Consider the following 15,239-nt stretch of genomic DNA (forward strand, 5'->3'; position numbering starts at 1 on the left):
GGCTCTGCGGAGCAGCGTTGCACGCTGCACCGCGTCCGGGACACGGAATGGGAGACCGACGACAATGGCTCTAGCCCGCGGCCGCCGCAGCGATGGCGCCTTCAACTACTGGCCCGGATTCGTCGATGCGCTGTCGACGCTGGTGCTATCGATCGTGTTCCTGCTGTCAGTGTTCCTGGTCGTGCAGTTCTTCCTGTCGCAGGAGGTGACCGGCAAGGACAAGGCGCTGGAGCAGCTCAACGCCAAGATCGCCCAGCTCAACGAGCTGCTATCGCTGGAGAAGCTCGGCAAGCTCTCGCTCGACGACCAGGTCTCGCAGCTGAAGGCGGGCCTCGCCTCGGCCGAGAGCGAGCGCGACCGCATCAAGGGCCTCTATGAGGGGCTCGCCGCCGCCGGCAACGACGCGCAGGGCAAGACCTCCGAGCTCGGCAAGGCGCTCGACTCCGAGAAAGCGGTCTCGGCGCGGGCGCTGGCGCAGATCGAGGTGCTGAACCAGCAGATCAGCGCGCTGCGCCGGCAATTGGCGGCACTCGAGGAGGCGCTCGACGCCAGCGAGAAGCGCGACAAGGAATCGCAGAACCGCATCGCCGATCTGGGGTCTCGTCTGAATGTTGCCTTGGCTCAGCGCGTGCAGGAATTGTCGCGCTACCGCTCGGAATTCTTCGGCCGCTTGCGCGCCATTCTCGGCAACCGTCCTGATATTCGCGTGGTCGGCGACCGCTTCGTGTTCCAGTCGGAAGTGTTCTTCGACACCGGACAGGCAACGCTGCTGCCCGAAGGCCGCGCTGAGCTCGACACCGTGGCGGCCGCACTGATCGAGCTCGACAAGAAGATCCCGGCCGAGATCGCCTGGGTGCTGCGCGTCGATGGCCACACCGACGTGCGGCCGGTGAGCGGTCCGAACTTCAAATCCAACTGGGACCTGTCGGCCGCCCGTTCGATCTCGGTCGTGCAGTACCTGATCTCGCTGGGCGTGCCGGCCCAGCGCCTCGTCGCCGCCGGCTTCGGTGAATTCCAGCCGCTCGACAGCGCCAACACCGAGGACGCCTACAAGCGCAACCGCCGCATCGAGCTGAAGCTGACGGAGCGGTAGTGAGCACGCTCCACCTCCGCCCCTACCTGGCCGCCGACGAAGCGGCGACGATCGAGCTGTGGCGTCGCACCTGGCAGCAGGCCTATCCGCAGATCGATTTTGCCGCGCGGGTGGACTGGTGGCGCGAGCGCTGGCGCAGCGAGCTGGTGCCGAACGCCGCGATCGTGGTTACCGAACAGGACGGCGCGCTGACCGGCTTCGTCACCATCGATGGTGAAGGCTATCTCGACCAGCTCGTGGTCGATCCTGATCATTGGGGCTCGGACGCGGCACGGCTGCTGGTTGACGAGGCCAAGCGCCTGTCACCATCGGGCGTCACGCTGCTGGTCAACAAGGACAACAGCCGCGCCATCCGCTTCTACGAGCGCAACGGCTTTGCCCATGCCGGCGAGGATGTGAACCCGACGTCGGGACGGCCGGTGCTGAAGATGGCGTGGCGGCCGTGACGGCAAGCAGATGGAGAGGATCGATGCGGCTGAGCGATCTGGCCAAGGGGTCTTCGGTGTTTCTGGCCGTCATCGTCGCCGGCTATGTCTCCACGATCTATGTCGACCAGCGCCTCGCGCCGCCGCCCAAGACGGCGAATGAGACAGCGAGTGAGCCGGCGCCGACGAGCACTCCCGCTCCAACAGACAGCCCGGCTCCGGCCGATGGCGGGTCGGCCTGCATCGGCGAGGGCGGCAGCTGGAAGAACTGGCCGTGGCCGAACGTGCCGATGGGCTCGCCGAAGTGCCCGTGAGCGCGGCCGCCGCAACCGAAACGACGAAAACAACCCCATGCACAGTAGCCGATGATAAGGTAGCGGGCCCGCACGGGCGCCTAACGCCAGTTCACACTTGGGGCTAATCAGAGCGCTGTCTACTTCCGGTACGCGCCATCATTCTTCGGCCGAAGCCTGCGTCGCGGGCAACGGCGACCGCTTGGGCGCGGCTGTTTGCTCCGAGTTTCCCCAAGACAGCCGAGACATGATTGCGGACAGTCTTTGCCGAGATCTTCAGCCGGACAGAGATGTCGCCATTGCTCATACCGTGAGCAAGAAGTTCGACGACATCGCGCTCCCGCGCTGTCAATTCGTCGAATGACTCGGTCGCGCCGTCATGAGAGGTACAGGGAAGGAATTCGTCGAGCTCGTACACGAACTGCTTCCAGGCCGGCTCGGTGCCCAACAGAATGTGATTGCGGCTCTCGAGGGGCACAAATCGCGCGTCGGGAACTAGCGCTGCGACCCTGCGACCATCATCAAAGGGCAACACCGCGCTCTGACGGGAATGAAAGACAAGTGTTGGACAGCGCAGGTTCGGCAGCAGGTCCTGCATATCACTCTCCACGAGGGTGCGCAGCAGCGCGACCGCGTTTGCGGCAGAGGTTGTCAAGCGTAGCAGCTCATTGAAAGAGCGAGCCTGCTCCGCAGTCGCGTCTGGAATGTGCAGAGATGTCAGGAAGGTCCCAAATCCGGGAATGTCCTGCGGCCAACCCAACTCGAACGCCTTGAGCTGTACCTGCATATTTTCGACCCGCTCAGGCGGGGCCTTTGCCGTCAATGGCCCCGCCGGCGATGTGCCATACAGCACGAGCCGGCTGACGCGATCAGGATTCTGCACGGCAAAGGGGAGAACGATCCGCGCGCCACCGGACATGGCCAGGAGTGCGAAATTGCGGACTCCAGACGCGTTGACGACGGCTTCAAAATCCTCAACGAGCTTTTCGAAGGTGAACTCGACACCCGAACGATCGGATAGGCCGGTCCCGCGAAAATCGTAGCGTATCAGGGTGTGCCGCTCTGCCAGCGCCGATATCCAAGGCCGCCAAACCGGGCTGTCCCAATCGAAATTGAGGTGGTGGACAAAATGCGCGACCCACACCAGCGGAGGTCCGTTGCCGCATATTCCATAGGCGATGCGTGTGCCATCGCGGCTGGCGCAAAAGCGAATCTGCTGCGTTGAAGGCAACACGGGTACCCACGAGGGTGTGCGGCTCTAGCACGATTTGTGGCATCAAGTTACCATATCCACGACTAAACCGTCGAGGGCCACGCGCCAATGCTGCCGGGTCCGTATTCCCTTAGAAGGGTATCAATCGGAGGCCGTGTGCCCCCGCCTGTGGGTTCGAGATATTGGCCCAAGCGACGGCCGCGCGCGACAAGTTCTCTGCCCGCATGCTTTCGGCGGCGCTCGTAGGCGAGCAATGCGCCGCCAATGTCACCTTTGGCAAGCTCATCGGCAAGCGCCCAGGCGTCCTGCGCAGCCTTGGTGACGCTGGTGCCGACATGCGGTCGAGCGACGAAAGCCGCGTCGCCAACGAGTACGACACGATCGAACGTCATGCACGTCGTTTCGAGGTCAAAGATTGCAGAAAGAATCGGCTGTTGATTGCCGGCGACCAACTCGGCGAGCTGAGGAGCGAGCAATGTGCGAGCGGTCAGCTTGAGTTCGGCGATGACCTCTTTTCGAATGAGAGGCGGCGGTATCGAATCTCCGTGACAATACCCCGTCGCATCGGTGCACCACTCCCGCAGCGTGGAATCGAAGTCGGCCGGACGAAACCAGACAAACATGCATCTGCGGCCGCCAACCGCATCACGATCCGCGATCGGGATGGAAAACGCGAGTTCACCGTTCGGCAGGCAGAATACCATGTCCTGGAGTGTACTGGCGCGCCATTGCGGCGAGATGCTGTCTTCCGCGACGATGCCTCGCCATGCGACATAGCCGGCATAGCGCGGGACGATTTCAGGCATGTACTGCCGGCGCACCGTTGAACGAATACCATCCGCCCCAATCAGCAGATCAGCTTCGACCCGCGCCCCATTTTCGAACAAGGCAACAACACTGCGTTCCCTCTGTTCGCAGCGGATGAGCGTCATTCCCCCATGGTAGGGTCCGGTCGAGAACGTTTCCCTGAGAGACTGGTAGACCCGGTCCCATGCCGTAGTCACTTCTCGCACCGGCAGTTGGCAAATCGACTCACCGCTCCGGGCGAGGCAGACGTGCGAGCGCACCTCCGTCCACATCGACCTGTCGATACGGATTCCAATCTGCCGCATGACCATGAACAAGTCGGCTTGCGCACCAAGTCCGGCCCCGCGCCCGGCGAGATCTCCGCGTGCGCGTTCGAAAATATCGGCATGCCACCCGATGGATCGTAGGAGGTTCGCCGTGAGCAGTCCGCTCAGGGAGCCACCGATGACCAGGGCGCGGGGTTTGCTCATCTCAAGGGCTCTGGCCTGACGCGGTGTCAGTTGATCTTGAGACCGGTCGTGTCGATCAGCTCCCTCCAGCGGGCGCTTTCGGCCTTGATGAAGGCGGCGGATTCATCCGGATTGCTGCCGACCGGAACCGCTGCGAGATCGGCCAGGCGTCCGGCAACATCGGGAAGCGCCAGGACTTCTCTGATCGCTGCGGAAAGCTTTGCGGCGATAGCATCCGGCGTCTTTGGTGGAGCGACGATCGCAAACCATTCCTCGTGAGCAAATCCCGGCACTGCCTCGGAAATGCTCGGAACGGCAGGCTCCTGTTGCAGTCGTGCTGGCGTTGTAACAGCGAGAAGCCTGAGCTTGCCCTCCTTGATGTTGCCTGCGACGTTGCCGTAGAGGTCGATCATCATGTCGATATGACCACCGATCAGGTCATTCATCGCCGGCGCCATGCCTTGATAAGGCACATGGACCAGGCGAATGCCGGCAGCCTTCATCAATTGCTCGGTGGCGAGATGCGGCGTGCTACCCGTTCCTGGCGATCCGAACGTGAGTTTGCCGGGATTGGTCTTGGCATAGGCAAGCAACTCTTGGAAATTTGAGGCCGGTACCTTGGGATTGATGACGAGCACCGTCGGAAGTTTGACCAGCAGGCTCACCGGCACGAACGCGTCCGGATCAAAGTTCAACTTGCTCCGAAGATGACCGCTGACAACGAGCGGCCCCGGGGGCGAGGCCAAGAGCGTGTACCCGTCGGGATCCGATCTGGCCACGGCCTCAGCACCGAGGTTCTGAGCCGCCCCGGGTCGGTTCTCGATGATGACGGCAACGCCCCATTTCGCTGACAGCTTCTCGGCGACAATCCGGGGTACGACATCCAACAACGGTCCCGGCGGCACGGGTACGACGATCTTGATCGTGCGGTGGGGAAAGTCCTCGGCCGCGGCCAACCCACTGACCGTGGCGGCAGTCGTGCAAACAGCTGCGATGAGGCAAATCGCAATTGAAGAACGGGCGAGATATTTCACTGATTGCCTCCTCCAAGCAGCCTTCAGGCCGCAACCAATGGAGGGATAGTCATGTCAAATTCGAAAGTTGTCATGGGGCCGGTGTCCCGGAAATCTTCAAGGTGCGAACCTTGGCGTCCTGAAAATCGGGACTTTGCGCTGATGCGACGAAGCAATCCAGAGTCCCTCCGCGGAAAGATTCTGGCTTGCTTCGCTGCGCTCGCAATGACGAGAGAATGAGGCCCCGCCTCACGCCCCCTCGAACTGCAACCTTGCCAGCCTGGCATAGAGCCCGTTCTCAGCGACGAGCTCGGCATGGGTGCCCTGCTCGACGATCTTGCCCTGGTCCATCACCAGGATGCGATCGCAGGACAGCACGGTGGCCAGGCGATGCGCGATCACCAGGGTGGTGCGGTGCTTCATCAGCTCCTCGAGCGCGGTCTGCACCAGCGTCTCGCTTTCGGCGTCGAGGGCGGAGGTGGCTTCATCGAGCAACAGAAGCGGTGCGTCGCGCAGGATGGCGCGCGCGATCGCGATGCGCTGGCGCTGGCCGCCGGACAGCGTCACGCCGCGCTCGCCGAGCGGGGTGTCGAAACCTTCGGGCAGGCGGCGGATGAACTCGGTGGCATGCGCGAGCTCGGCGGCGCGCTCGACCTCGGCATCGGTCGCATCGGGCCGGCCGAAGCGGATGTTCTCGCGCGCGCTCGCGGCAAACACGTTGGATTCCTGGGGGACCAAAGCGATGTGTGAACGGAAGTCGCGCGGGTCGGCAGCCTTCACCGGCACGCCGTCGAGCGAGATCGCGCCGCCCCGCGGATCGTAGAAGCGCAGCAGCAGATGGAAGATCGTGCTCTTGCCGGCGCCGGACGGACCGACGATCGCAACCTTCTCGCCGGGCCGCACCGCAAACGACACCGCGTCGAGCACGTTGACATCGGGTCGCGCCGGATAGGAGAAGCTGACGCGATCGAAGCCGACCTCGCCGCGCCCGGGCACCGGCAGCGCGCGCGGCGACGCCGGCGCCCTGATGTCGGGCTGCACGTGCAAAATCTCGAACAGGCGTTCGGCAGCGCCGGATGCGGCCGAGACCTCGCCCCAGACCTCGCTGAGCTGGCCGAGGCCCGCGGCCGCGAAGGCCGCATAGAGCACGAACTGGCCGAGCCGGCCCGGCGTGATTGCCCCTGTGAGCACGTCATGCGAGCCTATCCAGAGGATCCCGACCACGCTTGCGAACACGATGAAGATGACGATGGCGGTGAGAACCGCGCGGGCTTGCGTGGACGTGCGCGCCGCCTCATAGGCCTGCTCGACCTCGCCGCCGAAACGCTTCGCAGCCAGGCCTTCGCTGGTATAGGCTTGCACGGTGCGGATCGCACCGATCAGCTCGCCCGCATAGGCGGACGCATCGGCCAGCGTATCCTGCGCGTTGCGCGACAGCCGCCGCACCCAGCGCCCGAAGGCGACCAGCGGCAGCACGATCAGGGGAATCGCCAGCAGCACGAAGCCGGACAGACGCGGGCTGGTGATCACCATCATCGCCGCCGCGCCAAAAAACATCATCAGATTGCGCAGCGCGATCGACACGGAGGCGCCGACCGCGGATTTGATTTGCGTCGTGTCGGCAGTGAGCCGCGACACCAGCTCGCCGCTGCGCGCCGAATCGAAGAACGCCGGCGACAGCGAGAGCAGATGCGCAAACACATCGCGCCTGAGATCGGCGACGATGCGCTCGCCGATCGTCATCACGAGGTAGTAGCGGGCCGCGCTCGCGAGCGCGAGCACGGCGACCACCGCGATCATCACCGAGAAGTAGCTGTTGATCAGCGCGATGCCTTCCGGCGTCAGGCCGAAATCGATCATCCGGCGCACCGCGACCGGCACCAGCAGCGTGGTCAGGGCTGCGACCGTCAGCGCGACAAAGGCGAGCGCCGCCCGGCCGCGATAGCGGGCCACGTAAGGCGCGAGCGCCATCAGCGGCCGCAGCCTGGCGCGGCCCTTCTCGGGCTGCTCGATCAGCTCGACTTCGATCGACGGGGCTTCTGCCGGCCCGGTTTCAAGCCGTTCTACTGCGCTCATGAGATCCGACCAAAAGAGATAAGTCTGCTCCAGATAGGCCGGGGGACCGGCCGTGGCAAATCCGGGATGTCCCTTAGGGGACCGCCCGGTTCTGCTGTGCCCACAATGGCTTGTTTTGAGGGGGTCTCTGGGGTATAGACCCGGCAAATCCGTCATTCGATAGCCACTCAAGCAAGGCGCCGGGCGCCCCAGGAATTGCCATGAAAGCCGAGATTCATCCGAATTATCATACGATTAAGGTCGTGATGACCGACGGAACCGAGTACCTGACCCGCTCCACCTGGGGCAAGGAAGGCGACACGCTGAACCTCGACATCGACCCGAAGTCGCACCCGGCCTGGACCGGCGGCAACGCCCAGCTGATGGACCGCGGCGGCCGCGTCTCGCGCTTCCAGAAGAAGTTTTCGGGCTTCCTCAAAAAGGATTGATCCTGGCCGCAAGGCTGGAGACGAAAAACGCCCCCGGGAGACCGGGGGCGTTTTTGTTTTGGGGCTATCGTCATTGCGAGAAGCTCTTGCGACGAAGCAATCCAGGCTGCCTCTACGGAGGCTTCCTGGATTGCTTCGCTTCGCTCGCAATGACGGGCTGTTGGAGCTTTACCGCTCGAACGCGGCCTTCAAGGCGTTGAGGTGCGGCACCAGCGGATTGCCGATCGAAGGGTAATCGACGGGCGGGGTGTGGATGGTGGTGTCGAGGCGGCGCACGCGGGTCTGCAGGCTCATCGAGCGATGGATCAGCTCCTGGAGCTGCGACGGCAGCTTCTCGATCGTGTCGGCGGGGCCGGGATCGGCGGCGGAGAGCTTGACCTTGGTCTTCTCGCGGTTGGCCTGGCCCAGCGTCATCTCGCCTTCCTTCACCGCGCGATGCAGCAACAGCCACGAGGCGAGCTGCATCAGGCGGGTGGTGAGGCGCATGCTCTCGGTCGCGTAGGTGAGGCTGACGGCGCGATCGAGCGCCTTGGCCTCGGTGCGGCCGGCACCATCGAGATAGGCGGCGGTCTCTTCGACGAGATCCATGCCTTCGCGGAACAGGGCACCGAACGCCGCAGAATTGGTGAACCGCTCGCTGAGTTGAACGAGAGCGCCGTCGGCTTGCAAACGTTCCATGGTTAACGCCCCTTACGCAACTGTTTACCCGTCCGGCTTTGGCGCCGGCTTATGATGAACAAATCATTGCGCGTAGGGATCGCGGAGTCCAGCGACAAGCGCGGATATGGTTTCCGCGGGTCATTCCCCGGAATTCAACCGGAACGAGACGCAAAAAAGAGCCGCCGGAAAACCGGCGGCTTTGAAAGTTGATAACAGGGAGGCGTCAAACAGAGTGGACAGGAGCCACTCGGTGTCCAAACGAGGACAGTTCCAGTCATAAAGCGAAAAGCTTAATGTGGAGTAAACGAGCGAATTTTTTGAGGGTTCGTTAGCCATGTCGGCCAGAGGCCGAGGGGGTTCGCGGAACAATCTGCCCGTCATGGCCGGGCTTGTCCCGCCTGCGCGGCCGAAGCCGCTTCGGCGAGGCGAAGGCCCGGGCATCCAGGTTCTTTCTGTCGGCGAAAGATCAAGTACGTGGATGGCCGGGACAAGCCCGGCCATGACGCCGTAGAAACGCTTGCGCTCCTCCTTCGAATTCTTACGACTTGAAGACGCTGTTCGCCGCATCGCGCGAGGCGCGCTTTTTGGTGGCTGCTTCTTCCAGTCTTGCGATTTCGGTCTTCAGCAGGGTGACGCGCTCGGTCAGTTCCTCGACCGACAACAGTGAGAGATCCTGCCCGATCTCGTGGGTGACCTTCTTGCGCGGGCGGTCGTCGTCTTCCGTCGGCATCATCGTTCCTCCTGCGTTCGCGCCACCTGCGGCCGTGGCGGTTGCCAGCCCGGACTGCGCTGGCTAATCAAAGGCCTCGTTCCCCTCTCGCACCTTTGCTCAAGGACACATCATGGACAAGCTGCCCGCGCAAATGACCGTGGTCGCCATCTCCAAGCCCGGCGGACCGGAGGTGCTGGTGCCGGAACAACGCACCGTTCCGCAGCCCGGTCCCGACGAGATCCTGGTCAAGGTGCAGGCCGCCGGCGTGAACCGGCCCGACATCGCCCAGCGGTCCGGCGCCTATCCGCCGCCGCCCGGCGCCAGCGACCTGCCCGGCCTTGAGATTGCGGGCGAAGTGGTTGCCGTCGGCAGCAACGCCAAGCGGCACAAGATCGGCGACAAGGTGATGTCGCTAGTCGCCGGCGGCGGCTATGCGCAGTACTGCATCGCGCAGGACGCCCAGGCGATGAGCGTGCCGCCGGCGCTGTCGATCAAGGAAGCCGGCGCGTTGCCGGAAACCCTGATGACGGTCTGGCACAATGTGTTCGAGCGCGGCGGGCTCAAGGCCGGCGAGACGCTGCTGATCCATGGCGGCTCCTCGGGCATCGGCACCATGGCAATCCAGCTTGCGAAAGCGTTCGGCGCAAAGGTGTTCGTCACCGTGGGATCACAGGACAAGATCGATGCCTGCCTCAAGCTGGGTGCCGACCGCGCCATCAACTACAAGAACGAGGACTTCGTCGCCGTGGTCAAGGAAGCGACCGACAAGGCCGGCGTCAACCTGATCCTCGACATGGTCGCCGGCGACTATGTCGACCGCAACTACGATGCCGCCGCCGTCGATGGCCGCATCGTGCAGATCGCAACCCTCAACGGGCCCAAGGTCAGCGTCAACATCGCCAAGGTGATGGTGAAGCGGTTGACCCATACCGGCTCGACCTTGCGTCCCCGTAGTAATGCGGACAAGGCGGCGATGGTGGCTGCGATTGAAGCGAAAGTGATGCCGCTGCTGCGCGAAGGCCGGGTCAAACCGCTGATGGACAGCTCTTTCCCGCTGGAAAAGGCATCCGACGCACATCGGCGCATGGAGACCTCGGCACATATTGGCAAAATTGTGTTGGAGCTCTAGGCCGCTGGCCCACCGGGCAGGGCGGAAACCCTTTGATTTTCCTCGCTTTCGTGGCATCTATCGCGACGCGCCGAACCATCTCGTTCTGTTCGGAAATCGCCTTGCACTGAAGAGTTTGCGTCGAACGCGGAGAACTCACCTTGCGTCTAATCAGGTGCCTCGCGCCCATCGCGCTGGGCCTCATGATTCTTGTCGCCGCGTCCCCTGCACGCGCGCTTGACGCTGTCAGCGTCCGCGGCGACGCGCCCGCCATCGACCTCACCGGCGTGCTCGAGCATCAGCGCAGCGACGCCGACCGCATCCAGGTCTCAACCGCACCTGCCACCGACGGCATCGTCCGCCGCATCGAGGTGCGCGCCCGCGAGGGCGGCCAGAACTGGGTGGTGTTCGCGCTCGCCAACAATACCGACGACCAGCTCGACCGTCTGATCGTCGCCCCGCATTACCGCATCGTGTCCTCGGGGCTGTTGTGGCCCGACCTCGGGCTGTCACGCATCGCGACCATCACACCCTCGACCGGCGACCGGCCGGAGCGGCAGGAAAGCCCGACCGCCGACGTCTTCCGCATCACGCTCGATCCCGGCGCCGTCATCACCTTTGTCGCGGAACTGCGCACCGACAAGCTGCCGCAGCTCTATCTGTGGGAGCCGGAAGCCTACAAGGACAAGGTCAATTCGTTCACGCTGTACCAGGGCATCGTGATCGGCATCTCCGGGCTCCTGGCGCTCGTGCTCACGATTCTGTTCGTGGTGAAGGGCAGCATCATGTTCCCGGCGGCCGCGGCGCTGGCCTGGGCGGTGCTCGTCTATATCGGCGTCGACTTCGGCTTTTGGGGCAAGGTGCTCGACATGTCGAACAACGCCGAGCGCATCTGGCGTGCGGCGGGCGAAGCGATCCTGGCGGCGACGCTGCTGGTGTTCCTGTTCGCCTATCTCAACCTCAGTCGATGGCATGTGCGCTATTCCCACATCACGGTGGGCTGGCTCGCCTTCCTGGGCTCACTGGTGGCGCTCGCTCTGTTCGACCCGGCCGTCGCCTCCGGTATCGCACGCATCTCGCTGGTGCTGATCGCCTTCGCCGGCTTCGCGCTGATCGTTTATCTCTCCACCCACGGCTTCGACCGCGCGGTGCTGCTGATCCCGACCTGGTTCCTCCTCGTGGTCTGGGTGGTCGCGGCCGGCATGACGGTCGCCGGTTCGGTCACCAACGATATCGTCGGTCCGGCGCTGCTCGGCGGCCTCGTGCTGATCGTGATGCTGATCGGCTTCACGGTGATGCAGCACGCCTTCGCCGGCGGCGGCGCCACCACCGGCGTCGTCTCCGACATCGAGCGACGGGCGCTGGCGCTGGCCGGCTCCGGCGATCTGATCTGGGACTGGGACGTTTCCGCCGACAAGGTGTTCACCAGCCCCGAGACCGAAGCCCTGCTCGGCCTCAAGCGCGGCACGCTGGAAGGCCCGGCGGCCTCCTGGCTCGAGGTGCTGCATCCGCTCGACCAGGATCGTTTCCGCGCTGCGCTGGACAGCGTGCTCGACCAGCGCCGCGGCCGGCTGGTGCAGGATTTCCGCCTGCGCACGCCAGACGGCCACTTCATGTGGTTCGCGCTGAAGGCGCGCCCGGTGGTCGGCTCGGACGGCGAAGTCTCACGCGTGGTCGGCACGCTCACCGACGTCACTGAGCTCCGCAACGCCGAGGAACGCCTGCTGCACGATTCCGTGCATGACAATTTGACCGGCCTGCCCAACCGCAAGCTGTTCATGGACCGGCTCGGCGCAGTCGCGCATTTCGCCAAGACCATGCCGACGCTGCGGCCGACGCTGATGGTGATCGACCTCGACCGCTTCAAGCAGGTCAACGATTCCGTCGGCATCGCGGTCGGCGATTCCATCCTGCTGACGCTGGCCCGCCGCCTCACCCGCATCCTGAAGCCGCAGGACACGCTGGCGCGGCTCGCCGGCGACCAGTTCGGGCTGATCCTGCTGTCGGAGCAGGATCCCGCCCGCATCACCGCTTTTGCCGAAACCATCCGCAAGACCATCCGCGCGCCGATCGCGTTCAACGAGCGCGAAATCTTCCTGACCGCCTCGATCGGGCTGGCCCTTTCCGATCCGCAAGTTCAGCTGACGGACGAGATCATCAAGGACGCCGAGCTTGCGATGTACCATTCCAAGCGCATCGGCGGCGACCGCATCGACGTCTACAAGCCCGCCATGCGCGCACGAAAAACCGACCGCCTGACGCTGGAGAGCGAGCTGCGCCGCGCCATCGAGCGGCAGGAGCTGACGATCCTGTACCAGCCGATCGTCCGGCTGGAGGACCGTTCGGTCGCCGGCTTCGAGGCATTGGTGCGCTGGGATCACCCGAAACTCGGGCGCATGGCGCCTTCCGAATTCATCACCATTGCGGAAGAGACCGGCCTGATCGTCGATCTCGGCATGTTCGTGCTCGACCAGACCGCGAAGCAGCTCTCGATCTGGCAGCGCGCGATGCGCTCGCGCGAGCCGATCTTCGCCAGCGTCAACGTCTCCTCGCGGCAGCTTTTGCGCCATGACCTCATCCACGACATCCGCACCGTGCTGTCGCGCTCCTCGGTGGCGCGCGGCACGCTGAAGCTGGAGCTGACGGAATCGCTGGTGATGGAGAATCCGGAGCACGCGGCGCAAATGCTGACGCGGATCCGCGAGCTCGGAACTGGATTATCGCTCGACGATTTCGGCACCGGCCATTCGTCGCTGGCCTATCTCCAGCGCTTCCCGTTCGACACCATCAAGATCGACCAGTCGTTCGTCCGCACCACCAATCGCGGCACGCGGCCGGTGATCCTGAAGTCGATCATCGCGCTCGCGCATGATCTCGGCATGGACGTGGTGGCGGAAGGCGCCGAGACCGATTCCGACGCGGTCGAGCTGTATCAATTGGGCTGCGAATACGCGCAGGGCTTCGCCTTCGGCGAGCCGATGGACGCCGACGCGGCGATGCGGCTGTTGACCGAAGTGCGGCTCGAAGCGGCGAGCTAGTCGCTCTTGGCCGTTGGCCTGCGCCGGTCACTCTTCTGCTTCGTGAACCGCACGGTCTGGCCGTCCGGCATCCGGGTGGCCTTGAAGCCCGCGGCGATACAGGCTTCGCGCTGCGGCATCTTGATATCCGGGCTGCGCGAGGTGTCCCACCAGGAGGCACGATTCGCCGCACGCGGCAGGGCCGCGCCGATGATCTCCTCGATCTCCTCAAAGCTCAGCACGAGCTCCGTCTGCTTCTGCCGCAGCAGGTAATCGCGTAGCGCGTCGTAATCGTTCACCGCCGTCCTCTATCCCCTTGTCCGCGGGCTGACCTGCTCAAAAGCGATACCGGCGGAAACCAATCCTTAACTGATTGCAGCAGCGCCGTCGCGGCTTAAACACTACGCAAGATTTCAGGCGCATCCACTAGGCTCGGGAGCAAAGGATGCTGTCTGCATGGCGCGACGCCACGGCCCGCCGGCCCTGGCGCATTTCGGCGAAGCTGCTGATCATCTCGTCCGTCGTGACGGTGATCGGCTTTTCCGCCATTTGCGTCAACGTCATGCTCGACATGCGCCGCGGCGAGGAGGCGCTGGCCCGCCAGACGCTGAAAAACCTGGCCACGTCGATCGACGCCGACATCAGCCGCAACATCGATATCTACGACCTGTCCCTCAAGGCGGTCGCCAGCAACATGCTGCTGCCCGAGATCAACACGGTCTCCAAGCCGATCCGCCAGCTCATCCTGTTCGACCACGCCACCACCGCAAAGCATTTCGGCGCCATCCAGGTGTTCGATGCGGACGGCAATCTGACCATCGATGCCTCGACGCTCGACCCGGTGCCCGACAACCGCGGCACTGAGGACTATTTCTCGGTCCATCGCGACAATCCCAACGTCGGCCTGTTCATCAGCCGCCCGATGCTGTTTCGTAGCGCCTATTCGATCGTGCTGAGCCGGCGTCTCAGCGATACCGACGGCGGCTTCATGGGTGTCGTCGCGGGCTCGATCCGCTTCACCTATTTCCACGAATTGTTCGAGCGGCTGAGCCTCGACCCCGAGGACACCATCACCGTGCTCAAGCGCGACCGCACCATCATGATGCGGCGGCCGTTCGATCTCGACATCATCGGCAGGAACCTGAACGACAGCCAGCGCTGGAAGGCCGACAATCTCCGCGTCGGCGGCTCGTTTGCCGGACAGGGCCCGGTCGATCCGACCGCGCGGCTCTATGTGCGCAGCAGCGACACCGGCCCGCTGTTCGTGGTGGCGGGCAAGCCGCTGAGCGCGGTGTTCGCGCTGTGGCAGAAGGAAGCGCTTCGGATCGGCGGCGTGGTTCTGGTGCTCGCTTTGTTCGTGCTGGGCTCGGCGATCGTGCTCGCCCGCGAGATCGGCCGGCGGGCGGATGCCGAAAGCAAGCTCGAGGAGATGGCGACGACCGACGCGCTCACAGGCCTGCGCAACCGCCGCAAGTTCGACCATGTCATCGACATCGAATGGCGCCGCGCCATGCGCCAGGAGACGCAGGTGGCGCTGCTGATGATCGATGCCGATCACTTCAAGGGCTACAACGACACCTTCGGCCACCAGGCCGGCGACCAGGTGCTGGTCGGCATCGCCATCTGCATCTCCGATTCGGTGCGCCGCCCCGGCGACTGCGCCGCGCGCTATGGCGGCGAGGAATTCGCCGTGCTGCTGCCGAACACCTCGGCCACCGACGCCTTCAAGGTCGCCGAGACCATCCGGGCCAAGGTGCTGGGCTGGTCCGACGGCGGGGCGGGATCGACCGTCTCCTGCGGCATCGCCAGCCTCGCGCCGACAAGCGGCATGGACTCGGCCATCCTGGTCGCCGCCGCCGACAAGGCGCTCTATGCGGCAAAGGCCGGCGGGCGGAATCAGTCGGTGGTGGCGAGCCTGCCGAAGCTGTCGCTGGTGGCTTGAGGG

At 64.3% G+C, this 15,239-nt stretch carries 14 protein-coding genes; 7 read left to right on the plus strand and 7 right to left on the minus strand.

Annotated elements, in window-relative coordinates; genetic code table 11:
• Positions 1–64 precede the first annotated feature (64 nt).
• Genes ABID59_RS28375 through ABID59_RS28385 form a run of 3 tightly spaced genes read left to right on the plus strand, consistent with a single transcriptional unit; the run spans position 65 to position 1,832 of the window.
• A complete protein-coding gene (locus ABID59_RS28375; RefSeq protein WP_354085567.1) occupies positions 65–1,093 on the plus strand; it encodes a peptidoglycan -binding protein in 1,029 nt (342 codons plus the stop codon).
• Positions 1,093–1,539: a GNAT family N-acetyltransferase gene (locus tag ABID59_RS28380; RefSeq protein ID WP_354085568.1), complete on the plus strand. Its 447-nt coding sequence runs from the start codon at positions 1,093–1,095 to the stop codon at positions 1,537–1,539. The genes ABID59_RS28375 and ABID59_RS28380 overlap by 1 nt, the downstream gene beginning before the upstream one ends.
• A 23-nt stretch (positions 1,540–1,562) precedes the next feature.
• Positions 1,563–1,832 carry a hypothetical protein gene (locus ABID59_RS28385; RefSeq protein ID WP_354085569.1) on the plus strand — a complete coding sequence of 90 codons (270 nt, stop codon included), beginning with the start codon at positions 1,563–1,565 and terminating at the stop codon, positions 1,830–1,832.
• Positions 1,833–1,935: 103 nt separating this feature from the next.
• Here the strand turns inward: ABID59_RS28385 and ABID59_RS28390 are convergent, their stop codons facing one another.
• From ABID59_RS28390 to ABID59_RS28405, 4 genes are all read right to left on the minus strand, one after another.
• Positions 1,936–3,045 carry an alpha/beta fold hydrolase gene (locus ABID59_RS28390; RefSeq protein ID WP_354085570.1) on the minus strand — a complete coding sequence of 370 codons (1,110 nt, stop codon included), beginning with the start codon at positions 3,043–3,045 and terminating at the stop codon, positions 1,936–1,938.
• 62 nt (positions 3,046–3,107) lie between these two features.
• Complete coding sequence (locus ABID59_RS28395) at positions 3,108–4,301, minus strand: FAD binding domain-containing protein (protein WP_354085571.1); 1,194 nt, start codon at positions 4,299–4,301, stop codon at positions 3,108–3,110.
• A 26-nt stretch (positions 4,302–4,327) separates the two neighbouring features.
• On the minus strand, positions 4,328–5,314 hold the full coding sequence (locus ABID59_RS28400) for a Bug family tripartite tricarboxylate transporter substrate binding protein (protein WP_354085572.1): 987 nt from the start codon (positions 5,312–5,314) through the stop codon (positions 4,328–4,330).
• A 228-nt stretch (positions 5,315–5,542) separates the two neighbouring features.
• Positions 5,543–7,369 (minus strand): ABC transporter ATP-binding protein/permease, encoded by a 1,827-nt coding sequence (locus ABID59_RS28405; RefSeq protein WP_354085573.1) that lies wholly within the window; start codon positions 7,367–7,369, stop codon positions 5,543–5,545.
• 200 nt (positions 7,370–7,569) lie between these two features.
• Here ABID59_RS28405 and rpmE point away from each other — a divergent pair, with 200 nt between their 5' ends.
• Positions 7,570–7,797: a 50S ribosomal protein L31 gene (gene rpmE, locus ABID59_RS28410; RefSeq protein ID WP_007599895.1), complete on the plus strand. Its 228-nt coding sequence runs from the start codon at positions 7,570–7,572 to the stop codon at positions 7,795–7,797.
• A gap of 168 nt (positions 7,798–7,965) precedes the next feature.
• Here rpmE and rcdA read toward each other — a convergent pair whose 3' ends face one another.
• Positions 7,966–8,475, minus strand: coding sequence for a protease adaptor protein RcdA (rcdA, locus tag ABID59_RS28415; protein ID WP_354085574.1), 510 nt, complete (start codon positions 8,473–8,475; stop codon positions 7,966–7,968).
• A gap of 520 nt (positions 8,476–8,995) precedes the next feature.
• Positions 8,996–9,187: a DUF1192 domain-containing protein gene (locus ABID59_RS28420; RefSeq protein ID WP_148756366.1), complete on the minus strand. Its 192-nt coding sequence runs from the start codon at positions 9,185–9,187 to the stop codon at positions 8,996–8,998.
• A 112-nt stretch (positions 9,188–9,299) separates the two neighbouring features.
• On the opposite strand from ABID59_RS28420, the gene ABID59_RS28425 reads away from it, so the two are divergent.
• Both ABID59_RS28425 and ABID59_RS28430 read left to right on the plus strand, forming a co-directional pair.
• Positions 9,300–10,298 carry an NAD(P)H-quinone oxidoreductase gene (locus ABID59_RS28425; protein ID WP_148756367.1) on the plus strand — a complete coding sequence of 333 codons (999 nt, stop codon included), beginning with the start codon at positions 9,300–9,302 and terminating at the stop codon, positions 10,296–10,298.
• Between the two features lie 140 nt (positions 10,299–10,438).
• Positions 10,439–13,315, plus strand: a complete 2,877-nt coding sequence (locus ABID59_RS28430) for an EAL domain-containing protein (RefSeq protein ID WP_354032385.1) — start codon at positions 10,439–10,441, stop codon at positions 13,313–13,315.
• Here ABID59_RS28430 and ABID59_RS28435 read toward each other — a convergent pair.
• Complete coding sequence (locus tag ABID59_RS28435) at positions 13,312–13,593, minus strand: DUF7662 domain-containing protein (protein ID WP_148756368.1); 282 nt, start codon at positions 13,591–13,593, stop codon at positions 13,312–13,314. The two genes, ABID59_RS28430 and ABID59_RS28435, sit on opposite strands and share 4 nt — an antisense overlap.
• Positions 13,594–13,739: 146 nt before the next feature.
• On the opposite strand from ABID59_RS28435, the gene ABID59_RS28440 reads away from it, so the two are divergent.
• Positions 13,740–15,236 carry a GGDEF domain-containing protein gene (locus tag ABID59_RS28440; protein WP_354085575.1) on the plus strand — a complete coding sequence of 499 codons (1,497 nt, stop codon included), beginning with the start codon at positions 13,740–13,742 and terminating at the stop codon, positions 15,234–15,236.
• Positions 15,237–15,239 lie beyond the last annotated feature (3 nt).

Origin of the sequence: Bradyrhizobium sp. S3.3.6 (assembly GCF_040546905.1) — a bacterium.
GTDB lineage: Bacteria > Pseudomonadota > Alphaproteobacteria > Rhizobiales > Xanthobacteraceae > Bradyrhizobium > Bradyrhizobium cytisi.

Coding starts and splice junctions, on each gene's coding strand:
- ABID59_RS28440 (WP_354085575.1), top strand. CDS start 13,740: ATGCTGTCTGCATGGCGCGACGCCACGGCCCGCCGGCCCTGGCGCATT.
- rpmE (WP_007599895.1), top strand. CDS start 7,570: ATGAAAGCCGAGATTCATCCGAATTATCATACGATTAAGGTCGTGATG.
- ABID59_RS28395 (WP_354085571.1), bottom strand. CDS start 4,301: ATGAGCAAACCCCGCGCCCTGGTCATCGGTGGCTCCCTGAGCGGACTG.
- ABID59_RS28420 (WP_148756366.1), bottom strand. CDS start 9,187: ATGCCGACGGAAGACGACGACCGCCCGCGCAAGAAGGTCACCCACGAG.
- ABID59_RS28425 (WP_148756367.1), top strand. CDS start 9,300: ATGGACAAGCTGCCCGCGCAAATGACCGTGGTCGCCATCTCCAAGCCC.
- ABID59_RS28375 (WP_354085567.1), top strand. CDS start 65: ATGGCTCTAGCCCGCGGCCGCCGCAGCGATGGCGCCTTCAACTACTGG.
- ABID59_RS28405 (WP_354085573.1), bottom strand. CDS start 7,369: ATGAGCGCAGTAGAACGGCTTGAAACCGGGCCGGCAGAAGCCCCGTCG.
- ABID59_RS28385 (WP_354085569.1), top strand. CDS start 1,563: ATGCGGCTGAGCGATCTGGCCAAGGGGTCTTCGGTGTTTCTGGCCGTC.
- rcdA (WP_354085574.1), bottom strand. CDS start 8,475: ATGGAACGTTTGCAAGCCGACGGCGCTCTCGTTCAACTCAGCGAGCGG.